Source organism: Psychroflexus gondwanensis ACAM 44 (assembly GCF_000355905.1).
GTDB lineage: Bacteria > Bacteroidota > Bacteroidia > Flavobacteriales > Flavobacteriaceae > Psychroflexus > Psychroflexus gondwanensis.
Genome location: NZ_APLF01000013.1, coordinates 37,139 through 57,222 on the forward strand (window position 1 = coordinate 37,139; position 20,084 = coordinate 57,222).

At 36.2% G+C, this 20,084-nt stretch carries 14 protein-coding genes and 1 tRNA gene; 10 read left to right on the forward strand and 5 right to left on the reverse strand.

Annotation, left to right across the window (positions count from 1 at the left end; all coding sequences use genetic code 11):
* Window positions 1–65: 65 nt before the first annotated feature.
* Together PGOND44_RS11840 and PGOND44_RS11845 are read left to right on the forward strand one after the other, a co-directional pair.
* A complete protein-coding gene (locus tag PGOND44_RS11840; RefSeq protein ID WP_155943836.1) occupies window positions 66–431 on the forward strand; it encodes a hypothetical protein in 366 nt (121 codons plus the stop codon).
* Window positions 428–754 (forward strand): M23 family metallopeptidase, encoded by a 327-nt coding sequence (locus PGOND44_RS11845; protein ID WP_040556118.1) that lies wholly within the window; start codon window positions 428–430, stop codon window positions 752–754. Before PGOND44_RS11840 ends, PGOND44_RS11845 begins: the two co-directional genes overlap by 4 nt.
* Window positions 755–1,076: 322 nt before the next feature.
* On the opposite strand, the gene PGOND44_RS11850 is transcribed toward PGOND44_RS11845, so the two are convergent.
* The 3 genes from PGOND44_RS11850 to PGOND44_RS11860 all read right to left on the reverse strand — a co-directional run bounded on the left by PGOND44_RS11850 (window position 1,077) and on the right by PGOND44_RS11860 (window position 4,435).
* Entirely contained in the window at window positions 1,077–3,347 is a 2,271-nt protein-coding gene (locus PGOND44_RS11850) for a S9 family peptidase (RefSeq protein WP_003442444.1), read from the reverse strand.
* A 531-nt stretch (window positions 3,348–3,878) separates the two neighbouring features.
* Window positions 3,879–3,952: transfer RNA gene (locus PGOND44_RS11855), tRNA-Arg, on the reverse strand.
* A 33-nt stretch (window positions 3,953–3,985) separates the two neighbouring features.
* Window positions 3,986–4,435, reverse strand: coding sequence for a GatB/YqeY domain-containing protein (locus PGOND44_RS11860; protein ID WP_003442447.1), 450 nt, complete (start codon window positions 4,433–4,435; stop codon window positions 3,986–3,988).
* 133 nt (window positions 4,436–4,568) lie between these two features.
* Here PGOND44_RS11860 and PGOND44_RS11865 point away from each other — a divergent pair, with 133 nt between their 5' ends.
* The 6 genes from PGOND44_RS11865 to PGOND44_RS11890 all read left to right on the forward strand — a co-directional run bounded on the left by PGOND44_RS11865 (window position 4,569) and on the right by PGOND44_RS11890 (window position 9,759).
* On the forward strand, window positions 4,569–5,378 hold the full coding sequence (locus PGOND44_RS11865) for a sulfite exporter TauE/SafE family protein (RefSeq protein WP_003442453.1): 810 nt from the start codon (window positions 4,569–4,571) through the stop codon (window positions 5,376–5,378).
* A gap of 76 nt (window positions 5,379–5,454) precedes the next feature.
* Window positions 5,455–6,126, forward strand: coding sequence for a peroxiredoxin (locus PGOND44_RS11870; protein ID WP_003442456.1), 672 nt, complete (start codon window positions 5,455–5,457; stop codon window positions 6,124–6,126).
* 127 nt (window positions 6,127–6,253) lie between these two features.
* Complete coding sequence (locus PGOND44_RS11875) at window positions 6,254–7,252, forward strand: c-type heme family protein (protein WP_003442458.1); 999 nt, start codon at window positions 6,254–6,256, stop codon at window positions 7,250–7,252.
* 61 nt (window positions 7,253–7,313) lie between these two features.
* The gene (locus PGOND44_RS11880) at window positions 7,314–7,670 is read left to right on the forward strand and encodes a zinc ribbon domain-containing protein YjdM (RefSeq protein ID WP_003442460.1); all 357 of its coding nucleotides are present in this window, start codon (window positions 7,314–7,316) and stop codon (window positions 7,668–7,670) included.
* A 32-nt stretch (window positions 7,671–7,702) separates the two neighbouring features.
* Window positions 7,703–8,383 carry an aspartate/glutamate racemase family protein gene (locus PGOND44_RS11885; RefSeq protein ID WP_003442462.1) on the forward strand — a complete coding sequence of 227 codons (681 nt, stop codon included), beginning with the start codon at window positions 7,703–7,705 and terminating at the stop codon, window positions 8,381–8,383.
* Between the two features lie 119 nt (window positions 8,384–8,502).
* Window positions 8,503–9,759 carry an NAD(P)/FAD-dependent oxidoreductase gene (locus PGOND44_RS11890; RefSeq protein ID WP_003442467.1) on the forward strand — a complete coding sequence of 419 codons (1,257 nt, stop codon included), beginning with the start codon at window positions 8,503–8,505 and terminating at the stop codon, window positions 9,757–9,759.
* Between the two features lie 337 nt (window positions 9,760–10,096).
* Here PGOND44_RS11890 and pbpC read toward each other — a convergent pair whose 3' ends face one another.
* Window positions 10,097–12,439 (reverse strand): penicillin-binding protein 1C, encoded by a 2,343-nt coding sequence (gene pbpC, locus PGOND44_RS11895; protein ID WP_003442469.1) that lies wholly within the window; start codon window positions 12,437–12,439, stop codon window positions 10,097–10,099.
* A 62-nt stretch (window positions 12,440–12,501) separates the two neighbouring features.
* Complete coding sequence (locus PGOND44_RS11900) at window positions 12,502–17,991, reverse strand: alpha-2-macroglobulin family protein (protein WP_003442472.1); 5,490 nt, start codon at window positions 17,989–17,991, stop codon at window positions 12,502–12,504.
* Window positions 17,992–18,481: 490 nt separating this feature from the next.
* Here PGOND44_RS11900 and PGOND44_RS11905 point away from each other — a divergent pair, with 490 nt between their 5' ends.
* Together PGOND44_RS11905 and PGOND44_RS15035 are read left to right on the forward strand one after the other, a co-directional pair.
* Entirely contained in the window at window positions 18,482–18,991 is a 510-nt protein-coding gene (locus PGOND44_RS11905; protein WP_003442475.1) for a hypothetical protein, read from the forward strand.
* Between the two features lie 174 nt (window positions 18,992–19,165).
* Window positions 19,166–20,032 carry a toxin-antitoxin system YwqK family antitoxin gene (locus tag PGOND44_RS15035; RefSeq protein ID WP_003442479.1) on the forward strand — a complete coding sequence of 289 codons (867 nt, stop codon included), beginning with the start codon at window positions 19,166–19,168 and terminating at the stop codon, window positions 20,030–20,032.
* Window positions 20,033–20,084: the final 52 nt, after the last annotated feature.

The window sequence follows — 20,084 nt, forward strand, 5'->3', positions numbered from 1 at the left end:
AACAATTTTATGAGTTCATGAATGAACATAAAGTCACCTATGTAAATGACTCCTTAAAATTTCATATGATAAACCCTCTCAGATGCCCTTTGAGAGTGAAGATCAAATCTAATCCTTGTGATAAGGAATTGGAGGAGAAAATAGGAGTAATTACACTAAGTGAATTAAATGATACAATCATTAGTATTCATTATCCTGACTTACTAAAATCTCAAACCATAAGATTTATTTCAAATCGCGGTGATATAAATAAGGAAATACGGAAAAATAATGTTGCTTATCCTTTCGTTAATGGAAAAGAGTACACAATTATTCAAGGGTATAACGGAAAGTTTACCCACAACAGTATTAAAAGCAAGTACGCTATCGATTTTGATTTAAAGATTGGTGACACTATCACTAGTGTTGACGGGGGTATGTTGTTGGAGTGATTGAAGATTACATAGATTATGGTTTAAGTAAAAAATGGAGAGAAAATGATAAAAGTAACTATATAACCTTATATCATCCTCACAGCGGTTTGTTTACGCAATATGTTCATTTAGATCATAAGGGATCGTTAGTTAACTTGGGAGATCATATAAAGAAAAATCAACCGATAGGTCTTAGCGGAATGACGGGATTCACGACAACTCCACATTTACATTTCAATGTGAAAATACCTGATAAGGAAAATGGTTTTAAATCCACTGAAATCGAATTTGAAAACGGCATTAAGGGAAAAGATCTAAAAAGAAACGATGTAGTCAATTAAAACTTAAAGTTTTTTAAGCCCAGTTCCAGTGAATTCGCAAAATAATTTTTCTTTTTAAATACCTTAACCGAGTTTAAAGCTAAAGCTTCAATAGATTTATTTATAAGCAGAGAAAATAAAGCTTCTTTTGCTAATAGAAAACTATTTCACTCTTATAGAATGTATTTTCATTTAAAGTAGCCGTATTAGTATTCTCTTTGCATATACCTAAACGTTCCGCTTTGCAATTGGTCTAAATTAAAAAGAGCGAGCCTCAAAAAGAGGCCCGCTTTAAATTTTACTGTATACTCAACACTAAATATATTGAGCTTATAAAAAACTATTATTTCAATTGTTCAGCAAAAAAGCCCATCATAGTCGTATACAAAACCATGCGATTTTCCTCTTTTGCAAAACCGTGGCCTTCATCATATTTCACCATATAAGGCACATCGAAACCTTTATCCCGTAGGCTTATTACAATCTGGTCACTTTCATTGATGTTCACACGAGGATCGTTGGCTCCTTGTACTACAAATAATGGTTTTTTTATTTTATCTATATGAAAAGCTGGTGAGACTTCTTCCATGATTTTCTTTTCCTCAGGAACTTCTGCATCATACCATACTGCTTTTAAAATAGGCAAATAAGGAGCCCAATAAGCAGGTATGGTTTCCATAAATGTAAACAGATTAGAAACCCCCACATAATCTACACCACAAGCATATAAGTCTGGTGTTTTGGTAAGTCCGCGTAACACAGCATATCCACCATGACTGCCTCCGTAGATTGCAGCTTTATCTTTGTCCACCCAGCCTTTGTCTATAACGTATTGTAATCCGTCTTCAACATCATCCATAGCTTTACGGCCAATTTGTTTAAAACCACTGCGTAAAAACTCCTTACCATAGCCTCCGCTTATCCTAAAATTAACGTGCAATGTGGCATAACCACGACTGGCAAATAATTGCGCCTCTGGGTTAAAGCCCCATGAATCTCTAATACCCTGTGGGCCACCATGTGGATTGACGATAACTGGCACTTTCTGTCCTTTAACAGCTTCTTTGGGTAGAGTTATATAACCATGAAGTTGAATTCCATCGCGACTTTTAAAAGAAATAGGACGCATTTCTGACATGTCTTTCTCTTTCAATTGAGGCATCAAGTCAAATAAAAGTTTTATTTCATCTTTATTTACATCGTAAGAATAATACTTACCATACAACTTATCACTGGTGACATAAATTAAATAGTGACTTTCGTCATCGGTTCTATCAGATAAGTAAAAATTGTAACCTGGAAATTCCTTTTCTAATTTTTTATGTAGCTTTTTATAATAGTTACTTACTGGAATGATTTCGCTTTTTTCACCTTCGTAACTGAAATAATCGAGCTCCCAGTTTCTATTTCTTGATAGAGAAGCACCTGATACATCGTAATTTTCATTAGAGAACAGTTTTTCAATAACCTCATCTTCCGCTAAATCGTATTTATAAATTTCTGTTTTGTCCGAATTTAAATTAGAGACCATATAAGCGTCATGCTCATTTTCTGAAGCATAATCAAAGCTGATGACAGAAAAAGTATCATCCCATTTTGTAGTTTTCATCAATTTGTAATCTCCAGGTTCAACAGCATAATAAAATTCTGAATTAATGCCATCTTTAAGACGGGCAAAACCACGTAAATTTCCATCTTTATCAAATTCATAACCCATTATAGGATTGGTTATATCTGTATTCTCATACAACTGCTCTAATTCGCCGGTAGTAATATTGATCTTATAAGGATCAAAAACTTGAGCATTATTTTTATTCATTGAAATCACCATGTGATTTTTATCCTCTTTCAATAATGCCAAAATTTCAACTTTTACACCATCATAAGGGGTCAATTCTTTTTGATTATTTCCATCGATATCGACTGCAAATAAATGGTAATCTTCATTACCACCTTTATCCATAATGTATATTAAGCGGTTCTCGTTTGCCCAACCATACCCACGTATTAGTTCCTCTGCTTCTGTAATAACACGCTTAACCTGATTGGTTTTAATGTTTTTGACGTAAACATGGTTTTTAAGATTATCATCTTTCTCACGGTAACTCATATACGTTCCATCTGGTGAAAGTTGAAAATCTGAAGACGCTGGTTTAGCAAAATAATCAGCAACAGAATAGTTATAATTTCCTGTTTCATTATTAGCCAGTGCCTTAAGTTCTTTTTCAGAACTTGGCAAAGAAGTATCCCCTGGTTTTTCTAATTCACCTTTGGTAAGCGTTAACGGCATATCCATTCCGCCTTGTTTGAAATTCCCTGTCATACTATCTCCGTTTACTTCTGCGGTGTATTCAATTTGACCGCCCATTAATGAAAGTGAAAGCTGTGTACCTTCAAGACTTACCTTTTCTACAGGTATATCTGAAGCGCCTTGTGATGGACTATCCATCGTTGCTGCGAGGTTATCATCATTTCCAGAGAAATGAATAACCAAAGGGATTTCTTGCCCCATGGCGTTGAGCTTACCGCTCCAATCTCCATTTATTGTTTGTCCATTGACCATTGTTAAAGACAAAAGTAATAGAATAACTAGAGAAATTCTGTTTAAGTACATGATTGCTAGTTTTAAGTTATTCTTAAGCAGACGTATAAAACTAGACTATGTTACAGAATTTTAATAAATACTTCTAGTCTTATCCTCTTTTTTTGAATTTAATAGTCATTTTAATAAATTAAAGTCAGAATCCTAGTTAAGAAATTTTTCAAAGAAAATCTCAAATACACGAATTAGTTGATCTTATCAGAACTATCATCAATTAAAATGGAATCTCATTTAAGCAGTAGATTTCGATAAAATTATCTGAAGCTAAATCACCAGCATTTGCTGTCTAGAGCTGCTTACCAAAATTCCTGAAGCGAAATATTAAAAAATCATTAAAATAATTCTATTTATTAAAATTGTGGACAACACTATGGACAACTAAAGGTATTAAAAAAATCCAAACTAGTGTATAACAATGGATTGGAGTTTGTTAACTGAAATAGGATTCGCTACGCGCATCCCTAGCGTTCCGCTTTGAAAGTAGTCCAAACAAAAAAACGCTCAAATCAATTTGGCGTTTTTTGCTTTTGAACTACTTATTCGTGACCGCGGAGGGATTCAAACCCCCAACCCTCAGAGCCGAAATCTGATATTCTATTCAGTTGAACTACGCGGCCGATATTCTTTTGCAACAATACAACTTATATAGGTTAAGACAAATTATCTTTTACGATTTTTGAAATGGTTTTTCCATCTGCTTTTCCCGCCAATTTTTGAGAAGCCATTCCCATCACCTTACCCATATCTTTCATGGTACTCGCACCGGTATCCTGGATAATGGCCTTTATTTCTTTATCTATTTCTTCTTCACTCAATTGGGCAGGAAGAAATTGCTCTATGACCTCCACTTCAGCAAGTTCTGCATCGGCTAAGTCTTTTCTGTTTTGTTCTAGATACACCTCGGCGCTATCTTTTCTCTGTTTTACCAACTTTTGAACCAACTTTAGCTCCTCAGTCTCGTCCATATCTTCCTTATTGGAAGTAGAAGTCTTGACTTTTAGGATTTCACTTTTAATAGACCTTAAAGATGCCAAAGCAACGCTATCCTTAGCTTTCATTGCTTCTTTCATTTTTTGCATCACCTCTTGTTCTAGTGCCATTTTGTTTTTTTTGCTAAGGTAAATAATTATTTCGATTAGATTTGGAATGTAATAGCTTCAATGTAACCAAAGTTACTGCATCCGTTTAACACTATCTTTAACTTTGTAGACGTATAGCTTATTTACAAATACTATGGAAATCATTGAATTATTGGGGTTTTTCGGAGCATTAATTATAGGTGTTGTTCTTGGCCTCATTGGTGGTGGAGGATCAATCCTTACCGTTCCTGTACTGGTGTACTTATTGGCGGAAGATCCTGTAACGGCTACTGCATACTCTTTATTTGTGGTGGGTACGGCGAGTCTTGTGGGGGCTGTGCGAAATATGCAAAAAGGATTGGTCGATATTAAAACTGCAGTTGTTTTTGCAATCCCTGCCTTTATAACAGTTTACCTTACTCGAATGTATGCTGTTCCTGCAATTCCTGATTCTCTGTTTAGTGTTGGTGGTTTTGAAGTCACCAAAAACATTGGTATCATGCTCTTTTTTGCATTAATCATGTTACTAGCTTCTTATTCTATGATTAAGGATCAAAAGAAAGAATTAAAGGAAGTAGAAGTAGAAGGGAAGGTGAAATTCAATTATCCTTTGATTATAATTGAAGGAGTTGTAGTTGGAGCGCTTACCGGTATCGTTGGTGCTGGTGGAGGTTTTTTAATTATTCCAGCTTTGGTGTTACTAGCCAAATTGCCTATGAAAAAGGCAGTGGCTACTTCATTGCTTATTATAGCCGTAAAATCCCTCATCGGATTTTTAGGCGATGTACAAAACATTGAAATCGATTGGAGCTTCCTAGGATTATTTACAGGCCTTTCTGTGGTAGGTATATTTATAGGGATTTGGCTAAACAAGTTTATCGATGGAAAAAAACTCAAAAAAGGATTTGGTTGGTTTGTCTTCTTGATGGGCGTTTATATTGTTTATAAAGAATTTACTCATTAAATCATAGCCTTTAACTATTGTTACTTAAAAAGCTATAGCTTAAACTTATATTTGTACCACAATTAAAAAGAAAACTATGGAAGATTTAAAACAAGAAAGTCAAACACAAGAAGTAATGAGCATGCCTAGAATTGGAGATCAAGCTCCAGATTTTGAAGCTGTAACAACTACAGGAAACATGAAAATGTCTGAGTTTGCCCCAGAAAAGTGGATTGTTATGTTCTCTCACCCGGCTGATTTTACTCCAGTATGTACTACAGAAATGAGTGGATTTGCTGAACGTAAGTCAGAATTTGAAGCCCTTAATACAGAATTATTAGGCTTGAGTATTGATTCCATCCATTCTCACATTGGTTGGGTAGATAGCGTAAAGCAAAATACTGGAGTCTATATGGATTTTCCAATTATTGCAGATATCGATATGAAAGTCTCCAAACTTTACGGGATGCTGCAGCCAAATGAAAGTGAAACAGCAGCCGTAAGAGCAGTGTTCTTTATCGATCCTAGCAAAAAAATAAGATTAATCATGTATTACCCATTGAATGTTGGTAGAAATATGGATGAAATTTTAAGATGTCTAGAGGCTTTACAATTTTCTGATGAAAATGGAGCAGCATGCCCATTGGACTGGAAAAAAGGAGATAAAGGTATAGTATCATCTCCAAAAACATTAAAGGATTACGAAGCTAGATTGAAAGATGATTCTGTTGAAAAGACAACTTGGTATTTGGCTAAGAAACAATTTTAGACAGAACTTTAAATTGAGTGGATTATAAAAAGCGGAACTTTGATTCCGCTTTTTTTTTGGATTCCTGTAACTTTAGTTACCATCAAATTGATTTGAGTGGATTACTTTTAATTAAAATAAAACTATCATGAGGTCTCTATCTTTCCTAATCCTATTTGTCTCACTACTTTTGGCTTGCAAGAAAGATCCCAAAGCCAATACAGACGACTATATTCAATTGAAGTCAACGGAAATAAATTCAGAAGAAATTGCTCCTAAAGGAAAAATACTTATGGAAAATAAGTGTTATCTGTGTCATAGTCCAAGCTCTTCTCAAGGCTCTAGGATTGCTCCGCCAATGGTTGCTATAAAAGCAAGGTATCTGAAAGATGCTCAATCTAAAGAGGATTTCATTAAGGATTTATGGGCTTTTGTAGAACAACCAAGCCTTGAAAAAGTAAAGCTAAAAGGGGCTGCAAAACGTTTTGGGCTCATGCCATATCAGCCTTATGCACAAAAAGATATCAAAGCTATTGCTTCCTATATGTTTGACTATAAAATTGAAGAACCCAAGTGGTTTCAAAATCATTACAAAGATAAACACGGGAGGACGTTTGAGCAAAACGGAAAGTCTGCAGCACAACTTGCTGAGCCAGAACAGAGTTATGCGCAGATAGGCATGTCTTATGCCAAGTCTACTAAAGCGACCTTAGGTAAAAATTTGATGGGAGCGATCCAGAAAGAAGGCGTAATGCATGCCTTGTCATTTTGTAATGTACAAGCCATGCCGCTTACAGATTCTATGGCCACTAAGCATGATGCAATTATCAAAAGAGTATCGGATAAAAACAGAAACCCCAATAACAAAGCCAACGCTCAAGAACTGGAATATATTTCGCTTTACAAGCAGATTTTAAAAAATGGCGAAGAGCCAGAACCCATTGTTGTAGAGGGAAATAAAAAAGTGAATTTCTATTATCCTATTGTGACCAATGCTATGTGTTTAAAATGTCATGGAACTCCAGGAAAAGAGATCCAAAGAGAAACCTACGATAAAATAAAAGAGTTATATCCTAATGATAAAGCTATTGGTTACGATGTAAATGAAGTTAGAGGAATGTGGAGTATAAGTTTCGATAAGGATTAATAAAATAAGTTAGAGCTTTTTGAGTTTTTAAACTCTGATACCAATACACTAAAAAAATATAATGTCAGAAGAAATGAAAGTATGTCCTAATTGCTCATCTGCATACGGATATTCAGTTGGAAGTGAAATTTACAATTGTCCTGAATGTAGTTTTGAATGGGATTCTAAAGAAGGCGAAACTAAAGAAAGTGAAGTTGAACTCAATGTAATCATCAAGGATGCTAATGGAAACCCCCTTGAAGACGGGGATAGCGTCGTTATTGTAAAAGATCTTCCTGTGAAAGGATTTCCGAAAGCCATTAAAGCGGGAACCAAAGTGAAAAATATTCGGATAACAGATGGTGATCACAATATCGATTGCAAGATTAAAGATTTCGGAGCCATGGCTTTAAAATCTGAGTTTGTCAAAAAAGCATAGATAAAAATTTAGTGTAACCTAACCTTTTTCTCATGAAACTATTAGGACTTATTGGAGGCACATCCTATCATTCCACCTTAGAATATTATAGGTTAATTAATGAAAAAGTGTCGCTCTATATGGGCAAATCACAAAACCCAGACCTTTTACTCTACAGTATCAATATAGATGTGATGAGAAGGCAGAATATAAACGAAATCAATCAAACTTACCTTAAAGTTTCCAAAGCCTTACAAGAAGCAGGAGCAAAAGCGATTATGATTTGTGCCAACACACCTCATATGGCAGTAGAGTTTGTACAGCCTAAAATTGATATCCCCTTTTTACATATTGGAGACTCTGTAGGGGAAGAAGCTAAAAAGCAGACATTTAAGAAGTTGCTTTTATTGGGCAATAAACCAACGATGACAAAGGATTTTTTAAAAAAATATCTCAAAGATAATTATGAATTAGACGTACGGATTCCTTCTGAATCCAATATTGAAAAATCACATTTTTTTGTGTCTAAAGAACTAACCCAAGGTGTTTTTAGCGATGAGGCCAAGTCTTTTTATAAGGAGTTGATCATTGAATATGAGGAATCTATAGATGCCGTTATTTTGGGCTGCACAGAACTTCCTATTTTACTAAGAGATGAGCAAGCTCAAACACCTTTTTTGTCAACTACAGACTTACACATACAGACGGCGGTTAATTTTATTACTGATAAATAAATTGATTTAGCCAAGAATTTTTCTTAAATTTTAAAGTATTTCATGTTTAATGAGTTTTTTGTAACAATTGTTACAGATTCGATACTTTTTTGTCTTTATTTTTATGTAAAATTTACATAATGAAGTCAAAATATTCAGTTTTAATAATTGGTGGAGGTGCCGGAGGAATGATGACGGCTGCACAATTGAAAAGGAGTAAACCCAATCTTTCCGTTGGGATTATTGAACCAGCAGAAACCCACTACTATCAACCTGCTTGGACATTGGTAGGGGCAGGTACATACGATTATGATGACACTGCAAGACCTATGAAAGATTTAATTCCTAATGGGGTTGATTGGATAAAAGATTATGCAAATGGCTTCGATACAGACAACAACATAGTCAAAACAAAAAGCAGTGGAGATATTCAATATGACTATTTGGTAGTTTCCCCTGGTTTAGTGATGGATCCTTCTCAAATTGAAGGTTTAGAATCTGCTTTAGGAAAAGGCGTAGTGTGTAGCAATTATACAGATTCAAAACATACTTGGGAAGTTCTTAAAAACTTTAAAGGTGGAAATGCTGTGTTTACTCAGCCAACTACTCCCATAAAATGCGGTGGAGCTCCTCAAAAAATTGCTTATTTAGCAGCGGACTATTTTAGAAAAAACAATATTGAAAGTGAAGTGATTTTTGCAACACCTGGGACTGTGTTATTTGGGGTAAAAGAAATCCGAGATACACTTCAAAAGGTAGTAAATAGGTACGGCATCCATTTCAAGCCTTACTATGCTCCTATAAAAGTAGATGGAGAAAAGAAAATTATTACCTTTAAGTATGTTGGAGATGATGAGAATCAATGTATTACCAACGAATCTAAACAAATTGGAGAACGACTTTCTGGCGATACTCATATAGAAATGCCTTTTGATATGTTGCATATCGCTCCGCCACAAGTTGCTCCTAAGTTTATAAGAGAATCAAATTTGGTCAACGAGAGTGGATGGTTGGATGTTGATATTCATTCCCTGCAGCACAACACATTCGATAATATCTTTGGACTAGGAGATGTTGCTGGACTTCCAACGGCCAAAACGGGCGCTGCGATTAGAAAACAAGTTCCTGTGGTTATTGATAATCTTTTGTCTCTAATGGACAATAAAAAAGCGACTAACCAATCTTACAATGGGTATTCTTCTTGTCCTTTGGTGACTGGTTATGGGAAAATGGCGTTAGCTGAATTTGACTATGACGGTAATTTTACACCAGATCCAAAACTAAAACTAATGTTGATTTTTAACTCTGCTAAAGAACACTGGCGTCTTTGGTTACTCAAAAAATACGGTCTTCCTTATTTATATTGGAATAAAATGATGAAAGGCGATCAAGTTTAAGTATTCACCATCTTATTTAAAACGAAACTAGGTTTGCCTAGTTTCGTTTTTTTATTCCTATAACTCAAGGTTCTGTAAATGACTTTATCTATTTAAGGATATTGGAAACATTAAATATAGGGTGTAACGATTTCCTTTGAATTCTGGAGGTGATAGTTTTTTGCGTTCCTGATGGAAGTGGATAGCCCGTAAAAGCTAAAAGCCAGAGAGTCTTGGCTGTGGAGAGCGACCTAAGAAGCTCCTTTACAGCCTTAGACTCTCCAGCTTTTGGCTTGCGGACTAGAAACGGACAGCAGGTTGAAACGCCCAAATAGTATCTATGATATATTACTATTATTTACATTGTTTTTTCAACCAAAACGTCTTGCTTTAGAAAGTGGCCCTTTTCGTCAACAACACTTATTTGGTAGCGACCTGGTTGGAGGTGAATACTGGTTTCATGTAGCTCTGTGGTCGTGGTGAGGTAACGTTCATCGATATACCAATGGACTTCTGTATTTTTGGAATGTGCCAGCTGTAGGACAACTTCCTCATTGGTTCCATCAAAACTTTTGGGGAGTAGAATCCGTTCATTTTTTCTTGGAAATATAAATTCCATCAACTCCTGTTCATCGGTAACTTCACTACAATTGGGATGGAGTGGAGGAGGTGTTTTAAAACCCATAGTCTGTGTGAAATGCTTTTCAATTGGGGAGAGTTCAACAAAGGATTTCTTTTTCATTTTTGAAAGGGGATAGCAGTTATTTTTGACCTCATAACGTTCTGTTTCGTCCACACTAACTTTTGTGTGATAGGTGCACTGCCTCAAGGCTTTTGAGTGGGAGGGAATCCATAAGAGTTCACTTTCATCACAAGCCTTACTTTTCGGCATTCCGCTAAAAGGGCATAGGTTTACTTGTTTTACATCGTCGTAAGGAGGTAGCAGCCAATCTCGGCTTTTGGGAAGTTCTTTAAATACGTCAAACATAATTGGTGCGGCTGCTTTTATGCCTGTAAGATTTGGTCTTCCTTCGGTATCGGCATTGCCTACCCAAACGCCAACGGTATAATCTTCATTCATCCCGATGGACCACGCATCTTTAAAGCCATAACTTGTTCCCGTTTTCCACGCAATTTGCTGGTCATCTCCTAAAATAGCACCAAAATTGAAATCTTCTGGGCGCTCCAGTTCCATCATAGCCTTTAAGGTAAAATAGACAGATGAGGCGTGCCAATTGGCAGGTTTATAATCTAACTCCTGTTTTGTGTTTGAAACGGAGGCGTTAATACTCAAACTTTGAATTTCACCCGTGGAGTATTGACTGGAAGACGTTACATAGGTGGAATACACTTCTTTGAAATTGACAAAGGCTTGCGTCAATTCCCATAAACTGACTTCTGCCCCTCCTAAAATCAAGGTTAATCCGTAGTGATCGATTCCTTTATTAATTTGTTGTAATCCGGCGTCTTGTAAATTTTCATAAAAAAGGGGTAGACCATAGTCCTGCAATACATTTACAAAAGGAACATTCAAGGAACGGCTTAGCGCTTGATGTGCAGGAACCAATCCATGGAATTTTTCATTGAAATTTTTAGGGCGGTATCCATTAAAACTCACAGGAACATCTTGTAATAGGGAGGTTGGCAAAATCTGACTTTTCTCTAGTGCCGCCGCATATAAAAAGGGCTTTAAGGTGCTGCCCGTACTTCGTTTGGCTTGCATCATATCCACATAGCGAAAAGGACTTTTTGCAGCACTTGTATTTCCTACATAAGCCAAGACTTTTCTGGTTTTGTTTTCTACCACAACTAAGGATAGATTATAAATAGTATTCTTTTGAAGTGCTCGCTGATGTTTGACGGTAATTTGATTGGCTTTTTGCTGAAGTTGATTTTGAATACTGCTTGCCATCACTTCCTTTGGGTCTTGTTGACATACAAAATCAACAAAATGAAAAGCTTGATTTGGCAATGGAAGTGGCGTACTAGGCAAGCTTTCTAAAAGTGAAAGCTGATAGGTTTCTTCATCGATAACTTCTTTTGAAACTAGTTTTTTTAAAAGGGCGTTGCGTTTATTTAGGAATTGCTTATCGTTTTTTCCTGGATAAATGATGCTTGGCGAATTGGGTAAAACGGCCAAAGCAGAGGCTTGTCCCCACGTTAATTGCTTTGCTGAAATCCCAAAATACCGCCAGCTCGCCGCTTCTAGTCCTACCACATTTCCGCCGAAAGGAGCGTAGGCAGAGTAGTGTAGTAGGATTTCTTTTTTGCTCAATTTTAATTCTAATCGAGTGGCTTGTACCAATTCGATAATTTTTTCGGTATAGCTTCGTTGTTTATTTTTTCTGGAAAGGCGAATCACTTGTTGTGTCAACGTACTTCCACCTCTTTTGGTTGAACTCGTTAAGTTGGAATAGAAAGCTTTAGCCATGGAAATAGGATTAAAGCCAGTATGAAAGTAGAAATATTCATCTTCAAAATGAAGAATGGCTTGCTCAAATTTTCCGGGAACCTCATCTGCACTCGGAAATCGCCATTGCCCGTCGTCTGCAATTCGAGCTCCTAGTAAATTTCCATCCTGATCATTGACAACACAAGAGATAGGATCGCTAAACAAGGCTTTGGGTAAACTAAACCACCACACTAGAACGACAAAGAGCAATAAGCCAATAAGCCATTTCCTTTTTGAAAGTTGTTTCATGATTTAGTTTTTCTACTTTTTCTAACAGCCAAGCAGCTCATTATCCTTATTTTGGAATTGTATTATTCTACAACTTGAATCCATTGTCCTTGAGTTCGTGCAAAATGATTTCCACTATACATGGCTTCAACTTGAGTTCCTGGTAAATAGTATTTTCCGAGATAAGAAGCATTAACTTTAATTTCAAAGTAAGTCGATTTTCTAGCTTCCAAATCAAAGTATATATACACCCGATCATCGCGGACATCTACATGATTAGCATTTTCAAAACTACCACTCTTAAAATCAGTAAATTGAGTATCGATAATTTCCCAACCACTCGGGATAAATTGACTTAGTGCTACCTCATTCAAATAGGAATTCGATTCGTTATCTACTCTCAGTCTTAGCGTGACTTCTGTTCCTTGCTTTAGGGTTTCAATATCAATAGGCTCTTTATTTACATCTGAATATTGAGTGGTGACCCTAAGATTTCTCGAAGAAGCTTGTTCCTCACCGATAGGTAATTGCCCAGATTGTAAAATGTTTACAAACAAACTCCCTTGTTTATTGTTTTGAACTGAAAGCTGGATATTTGATGCTGAATCTACTCTCAAGTCGGTTCGATAAATTCCTTTTGAAGATTTTACAGGAGTGTTTTTTCCATTCACTTGAAAGTTGAAATCTAGCTCTTTACCACCTTTATACTTGATGTATTTGGACATGGCGAGTAAAGCATAAGCCGTTTCATGGGTTTGCAACCATTGGTCTGAAGAAAGGATTTGGGATATTTCTTCAGCTAAGCTGTTCATCTTTTCATCTTTTACATACACATACGTTTCCAGTATCATAGCTAAGTCTCGGAGTTTAGAACCGTAAGTATATCGGTATTCGATTTCACTTATTTGCGAATTACTAAATTCTTGTACTAGTTTTTTAGCAGTAGACTCTTGTCCTAATCTGGCATAAGCTAACGCCAATCTTGCCTTGGCCTGACTGCTTAAATCACTTTTGTTTTTCAAGCGATTCATCGCGGCAACTTCTGCTTCGCCAGCCAAGGTCAAAGTATATAAGCGATAGGCTTGTACAAAATCACTTTCTCTAGGTGTTTCTGTCCATTTTCTAGCCTTTTCTTTTTGGTAGCTCTTCCATTTGGATAGGAAACCAAAAGGCAATTGATAAGATTTTTCTTTGGCTTCCAACATGAAATGCCCTACGTAATTGGTGGTCCATTCGTCTGGATCTCCACCCGGCCAATAGGAGATTCCTCCAGAAATTGCTTGGTATTTGTTTATCTTCTGAATGGTTTTTTGAACTTGTTCCTTCAGTTGATTTTCCTGTGGTGCATCTAAATCAACAATGTCTGATAAAAATAACTGAGGAAAAGCTTTGGAGGTGACCTGCTCTACGCACCCATGCGGATAAGAGGATAAATAATGCAATCTTTTTTCTAAGTTCATTGGAGGAAATGAACTAAAACTGATACGTGTTGAATTTGTGCCTGGTGTACCAAAAGCAGTTAATTCCAATTCCTTCTGCTCATTTTCTTTAAGTTCGAGTTTACGAACAGTTGAACTCACAGGATTCGGATTAATGACATCGACTTCAACTTCGTTATAAGCTAGTTCATTTCCTGATTTGGCTTGGATCTTAATTTTTTGTGGACGTAAATCATCACTAACTTTAAAATCGAAATACACTAGATATTCACCAGTTTCTGAAACTTGGAGTTCTTGTGTCGCCTCTCCAATCAATTGAAGTTGGTCGTGGTTTTGTACACTTACTTCGATAGACTTGAGCTTATCGTCCATCACAAAAATAGTTACAGGAACTCTTACTTCTTCTCCAGGTGATAATTTTCTTGGTACTGAAGTTAGCAGCATCAAGGGCTGTTTTACCTTCATCACTTTATCTACACTTCCATAACTTTGTTGTTCTGGATTTCCAGCCACCAACATCGCTTTTACAGAACCAATGTAATTGGGCATGCGAAGTTGATGTGTTTTTGATTTTCCAGCTGCTAAATAAAAAGGTCCCAGATGTGACACCACGGGCTTAAAACGTTCCGCTTTTCTGTTTTTCTTCCCCGCTGCTTCATCGCCACCACCAATCCTATACACATTTTTCAGACTTCCGCCATAAGCGCCAATAACATCGTCAAAAACATCGAAGGTGCGCACGCCTAAAGTTTGCTTCGCATTAAAATGCTTGTAAATATCTGGTGTTGTAAAGCTGGTCAAATCCAACAAACCTTCATCAACAATAGCGATGGTATAGGTCATTGCTTTTCCATTTTCTTCTGAAACGTCTATGCTGTAAGTAGATTCTGGTCGAATGCTTTCAGGAAGTTTTAGTTGAGGTTGAAGTTTGCGTTTTGGGTTTTCCACTTCAATTGGTATAACTCCAAACAAACGAATGGGTAAATCGTTTGTTGTGTTTTGATGTTTTTGTAATAAGGAAATGCTGATGTAAGCATTTGGAGCCATGGCTTCTGTGATAGTGAGTTCCACTTCGGTCATGCCTTTTTGGGCATCAATCCATTCATGATGAATAATTTCTGTTCCATTTTCGACACTCAGCAATGCTTTTGCTTCTGCCATGGAGGGGAAGTTGATTTTCGCTTTTTCGCCTACGCTATAGGTGTCTTTATCTGCTGTGAACACCAGATTATGCTCTTTAGAAGTTTGCTGAATATTCCACCAATCTTTAAAAAAGTAAACCAATTCACCACTGGCATGCTGGCTTTCTTCATCCACTACACGAATTAAATATCGACCCCGGTCATCTTCAGGAATGTTTAAGCTGAATTTAGCTTTTCCATTTGCATCGGTAGTCAATTCAAAGTTCTTATAAGGCTTGTGTACTTCAGCATCTTCGTATCTGGAAAGTTGGTCATCTCCACGATTCCACCACCAACGCCATTCAATTTGATGGATGTAAACCTTTACTTTTCGCTTGGGCGCTATTTCACCTTTGTAAGTTACACTTACCACTTCAAAATTTGTCGTTTGGTCGGTTTGGAAGCGATGATTCTGATGAGACGTTAAGGCTCTTAATCCAACAAAATGCGAGTAAGGAGCATACCATTGTTCATCGACATCTATTGAAAAATCACCACCACCTTCAAAGACTTTGGTCAAAAAGTTAGCCTTGATCATTCCAGGGGGATTTTTACTGAAATTAATTTTAGAACGGATATCCGCTTGTCCATTTTGGTTTACTTCTCCCTCAAACACCTGAAATTCTTGTGGGTAAAAGCGTCTTACAGGATCACTAAATTTGAAGCTTTTCAGTTTTTTAAATTTGTAATCAGCTGAAGTGAACTTAGCTTTTACATCAGCTTTTAAATTTTTAGCAGTGGCGCCCGTTAGCCATTCGGTTGATAAGTTCAATTGAATACTTTTGTCAAGTCGTTGAGGTTCATCTGTCGTGGATAATTCAATTTTCAGTCGGTTGGGCTTTACTGTAGCCACAGAAATAAATTTTGTAAACTTGACGGCACCTACATTTATAACTATTCGCCAGCTTCCAGTTGCGTCTTTTTCATCTGTTGAAAGGGGAAAATGATAAAAACCATTTACAGAAGAATTTTTCACTTCAGAATACGTAAGTCTCCCTTGAGGATCAAAAAAATCGAGTTTAACAGGATGATTTTCGGGCAGTGGATTGGCAAAATCATCTAACACAAAATTGAAATGAATAGTTTCTCCAGGTCTATAGACACCTCGATCGGTGTACATAAAAGCATTGATGCCTTTGGTGATTTTGGTTCCTCCAACTTCAAAACTACTTAGGTTTAAAGCATTCGAATTTTCAAGTTTTAAGTAAGCATAATTGCTAGAATTTTGGGCGATTGCAAAAACTGCTTTTTGAGAGGGCTTAAATACAGCAATCCCTTCATTGTCGGTTTCTACACTTCCTAAAACCTGCTGTTGCTGATTGTAAAAGCTAACCTTTGTTTGCGCCTCTGGAGATCCAGACAGTAAGTTTGTAGTGGCTACAAAGTAATTTCCCGTTTCTGTTTTTTTGATCAATACACCTAAATTGGAGGCCATCACATTGCTACTTACAAAATTATCATCATTGTAATAGGCCTCATGACACGCATTATCACGTTCTCGCCAATCGTAAGTTGAATTTCTAAAACCCCAGGCTTCTTTATTCCAATACTCCTCTTCCTTATCCTTCTCAAATTCTTTGGCAATTTGATTTATCTTTTCAGCATCTACTTGTTCATCTTCACCACAAGTGTAAAGGCTGTAGGCTTTTCTGAAACTGATTTCAATTTGATAAATGGCACCCGGAGAAACTTCAAATATGGAACTCAAATCCATCGCATGAGCCTGCCATTCGCCAGCATTGTTTAAGTCATCTTGATTAAGCGGAATGGTTTTTTTGGCGACCAATCTACCTACATCTCTTAAGTTGTAGTTGTTTGTGGAGTTGAAGTCATTATCCTGTAAAAATTGTAGTACGTTGTTTTCATAAATTTGAATCACACGCAAGTCCACAGCGGCTAAGTTTACAGTTTCAAAATAAAAGGGGTTAGATGGACTGTTGGGTAAAATTACCCCTTGAGAAATCAACTTCACCTGTGGTTTGAGTTGCTGAAAGCGGATAGATTTTGAAAATTCAGTTTTGAGGTTACTGCCATATTCCGCTTTTATACCTTCAAAAACTCTCAAAGTGACCTCACCTTTGAATTTGCTATCTGGAAAAACATTCAACACATTCCCATTGACTTCAAATTTTAGGTTAGTGTCATCATCCAATTGAACCAAACCTAAAAACTCTTGATTTGGATCTAAACTTTCAGAAAAATTAATTTCTAAATATGGCTTTTTCGCTTTTGCTATGCGAACGTCCATCACTTTAAAATTATCTTTTCCAGGGATAATAAAAGTTTCACTTCCCTCAGTTTTTGCGTCCACAGGCGATCCATCCCAAGAAATCAAAACTTTGGAATCGTCTTTTTCACGGTAAATACTATCGATTACCAATTCAAAATAGTTGGCATCAGAAGTCGTTAAAAACCGAACATCTAAGTCTCTATCATTTTGTTGTGCAGAAATACTCTTTTTGATATTTTCTAAACTAAGCACATCAGAAGCCTCGATCTCTGCTGAAATATATTGCCAATCGGCATCATAAGATTGTATTGATTGAAGTCCGATTCTAAAATCGGGGACTATGGTTTCAAATTTAAACTGAAACACTTTTTCCTCTTTTGGTAAGTTTTCATACAACTCACTCAAGTCAAGGTTGAATTGATAGGTTGTCGCAGGTTGGAGCTTTTGTTTCGGAATAAAACGCAGTCGATTTCCATTTTCGATATACAAATCGCCTTTTACTTCAGGTTCAATTTTTATAAATTCTGATGGAAGTTTTTGATCGGTAGTGTATTGAGGCAACTTCTCTTTCAACTGAATTTCAACAGGAGACGTCACAGAAATAGGCTGCTGAGTGTAATTCTGAATATATTTTGAAGCAATAGCAGCTTGATCTTCAGAGGTATTGTCTGAGCAAGATTGGAATAAGAAGAGAAGACTTAAAAGGAGGATGGACTTTTTCATAGAGATAAGCTTAGCAAAGTTTCAGAGTTCTTGGGTTTAAAAGTAATTATAATAGGCTAATTATGGGGTAGAAATCTGGGTTTATAAAAGCCCTGCATATGGAAAGTTAGAACTCTAGGCAGGTATTTGCTGGGTAATACAAAAGATGAATTTTAAAAAATAAATAGTGTCCATAAAAATAATTGCAAAAATGAAAATGACAAAAACCTGCGTTTGCGATATAATAAAAAAGAATAAGCGAGTAGTGTTGGCAATCTTCCGTTGCCTTAAAATCTTAAATGCAGCATTTTTAGTGGTTATTAAAATATCTCTTGTATACTATATATGAAAGTGCTAGTTTAGTTGGTCATAAAAGCAACGTTCCAAATAGATATATGCCCTATACTGAAGAGTTGAATAGAGTTTATGGGGATGTTATAGGGCATTTTAGGACGACACAAAGGAAACTGCATTCCATTATGGCAACAAACACTTTTGACAACAGAATTTTATGAAAATATTCGTTTGGACGACAATCATAATTTCCTATTTATTCATCATTTTGGCTGTGTTACCTGTTCGACTTTTTCTCGTTCAGACAACTATTACTAACACGCTTGACAAAGAAATATTTGTAACACCGTTCGGACGAGAAAGAAGCACAATAACAACGACAATTCCTTTAGAGTTTAAATTCCCTGGAATTTCAAATCCTTTCAACAAAAAAATATCTGTAAAGCCTGACGAAACAATTGAGCTGTATCATGACAATGACGTTTGTATGCTTGACGGGCTGCTAATTGCTAAAAGTGATAGTTTGTTCAAAGTAAACAATGACAAACAATCCAACGACCATTACATAATCAACAATGCAGCTTTAACAAACACCGCAGACAAGTTATTTGCCGACTATAATGAATATAAATTTGGCGACTTTATTGGTTTTACTTTCCAAATTTTACTATTACTTTATGCTCCAATTATGACCGTAGTAATATTGACAAAGAAATTTAAAAAGTGAAAACAGAAATGGACACCATAACGAAAAGAAAAACGCCCTATAACAGCATCTACAATAAATTGGCGGTTCAGTGCTCCGCAGACACATTTGTGGTTAATCAAACATTGGTTCTCCGCATCAACATTTGTGGTGAAAATCGCCAACTTCTTCTAGCTGCTGACCGTTAGCATACATATGAATAAAAAAATCGTACTTACCATTTTAATTTTGATAACTCAATTTGGATTTGCTCAAAATGACAAAAAAGCTGTGAAAACATCAAAGGGAGTTTTAGAATTGATAAAGCAAAAAGATTACACTGAATTTTTCAATTCATTTGAGGATACAATAAAAACGAGAATTGAGGAGTATCAAAAAAGTGCAGGTTCGGATTACATTCAAAAAACGGTTGATGATTTCAACGAAACCTTATCGAATGCAAAAATTGATTTTGACAATTTCAATAAAAAATTAGTCGTTCCGATTGACGGAAATTCTAAACTTAATTATGTGGTTTATCAATTCCCAATGGGAAAGAAAAATGATAGTAAAGATTATTTAGAAACTTCGTTCTTTAAAGAAAATAACTTCACCAAAATTTACAGTATAGATATTGTAAGAGTACAAAGAATGCCAAATGTAAAAGTCATTCACGGAGCGGAGGAAGAGGAAATTCCGGAATCTGGCGAAGTGGTTTCAGAAAATTATGATGATACAGGCTTTGTGAAAAAAATAAAATATCGTGATTTTACTCATTTGATAACGATAGATTTTGACCGACACCAAAATAAAACTCGCGAGACAAGATTTCCACTCGATATTCTGACTTACAAATCTATTACCGCATATTACGAAAATGGAAATATCCGACTTCTGGCAAATTATGACAATGGACTTGTAGCTGGAAGTTTTACTGAATTTCACGAAAATGGAAAAATAAGCGAGAGCGGATTTTATGGTAACGGATTAAAAAAAGACGGAGTTTGGACATATTTCGACGAACAAGGAAAACTGACCAAAACGGAAACTTACGAGAATGGTAAACTAATCAACACGGAATAAATGCGTGTAGCAATAATTAAGCATATGGCGTGCCGATAGGCCAACACTTCCA

Excerpts from the sequence above, each read along its gene's own strand:
- PGOND44_RS11870 (WP_003442456.1), top strand. The coding sequence starts at position 5,455 with ATGGAAGATTTAAAACAAGAAAGTCAAACACAAGAAGTAATGAGCATG.
- PGOND44_RS11840 (WP_155943836.1), top strand. The coding sequence starts at position 66 with ATGATAAACCCTCTCAGATGCCCTTTGAGAGTGAAGATCAAATCTAAT.
- PGOND44_RS11905 (WP_003442475.1), top strand. The coding sequence starts at position 18,482 with ATGAAAATATTCGTTTGGACGACAATCATAATTTCCTATTTATTCATC.
- PGOND44_RS11900 (WP_003442472.1), bottom strand. The coding sequence starts at position 17,991 with ATGAAAAAGTCCATCCTCCTTTTAAGTCTTCTCTTCTTATTCCAATCT.
- PGOND44_RS11850 (WP_003442444.1), bottom strand. The coding sequence starts at position 3,347 with ATGTACTTAAACAGAATTTCTCTAGTTATTCTATTACTTTTGTCTTTA.
- PGOND44_RS15035 (WP_003442479.1), top strand. The coding sequence starts at position 19,166 with ATGAATAAAAAAATCGTACTTACCATTTTAATTTTGATAACTCAATTT.
- PGOND44_RS11860 (WP_003442447.1), bottom strand. The coding sequence starts at position 4,435 with ATGGCACTAGAACAAGAGGTGATGCAAAAAATGAAAGAAGCAATGAAA.
- pbpC (WP_003442469.1), bottom strand. The coding sequence starts at position 12,439 with ATGAAACAACTTTCAAAAAGGAAATGGCTTATTGGCTTATTGCTCTTT.
- PGOND44_RS11880 (WP_003442460.1), top strand. The coding sequence starts at position 7,314 with ATGTCAGAAGAAATGAAAGTATGTCCTAATTGCTCATCTGCATACGGA.
- PGOND44_RS11890 (WP_003442467.1), top strand. The coding sequence starts at position 8,503 with ATGAAGTCAAAATATTCAGTTTTAATAATTGGTGGAGGTGCCGGAGGA.
- PGOND44_RS11865 (WP_003442453.1), top strand. The coding sequence starts at position 4,569 with ATGGAAATCATTGAATTATTGGGGTTTTTCGGAGCATTAATTATAGGT.
- PGOND44_RS11875 (WP_003442458.1), top strand. The coding sequence starts at position 6,254 with ATGAGGTCTCTATCTTTCCTAATCCTATTTGTCTCACTACTTTTGGCT.
- PGOND44_RS11885 (WP_003442462.1), top strand. The coding sequence starts at position 7,703 with ATGAAACTATTAGGACTTATTGGAGGCACATCCTATCATTCCACCTTA.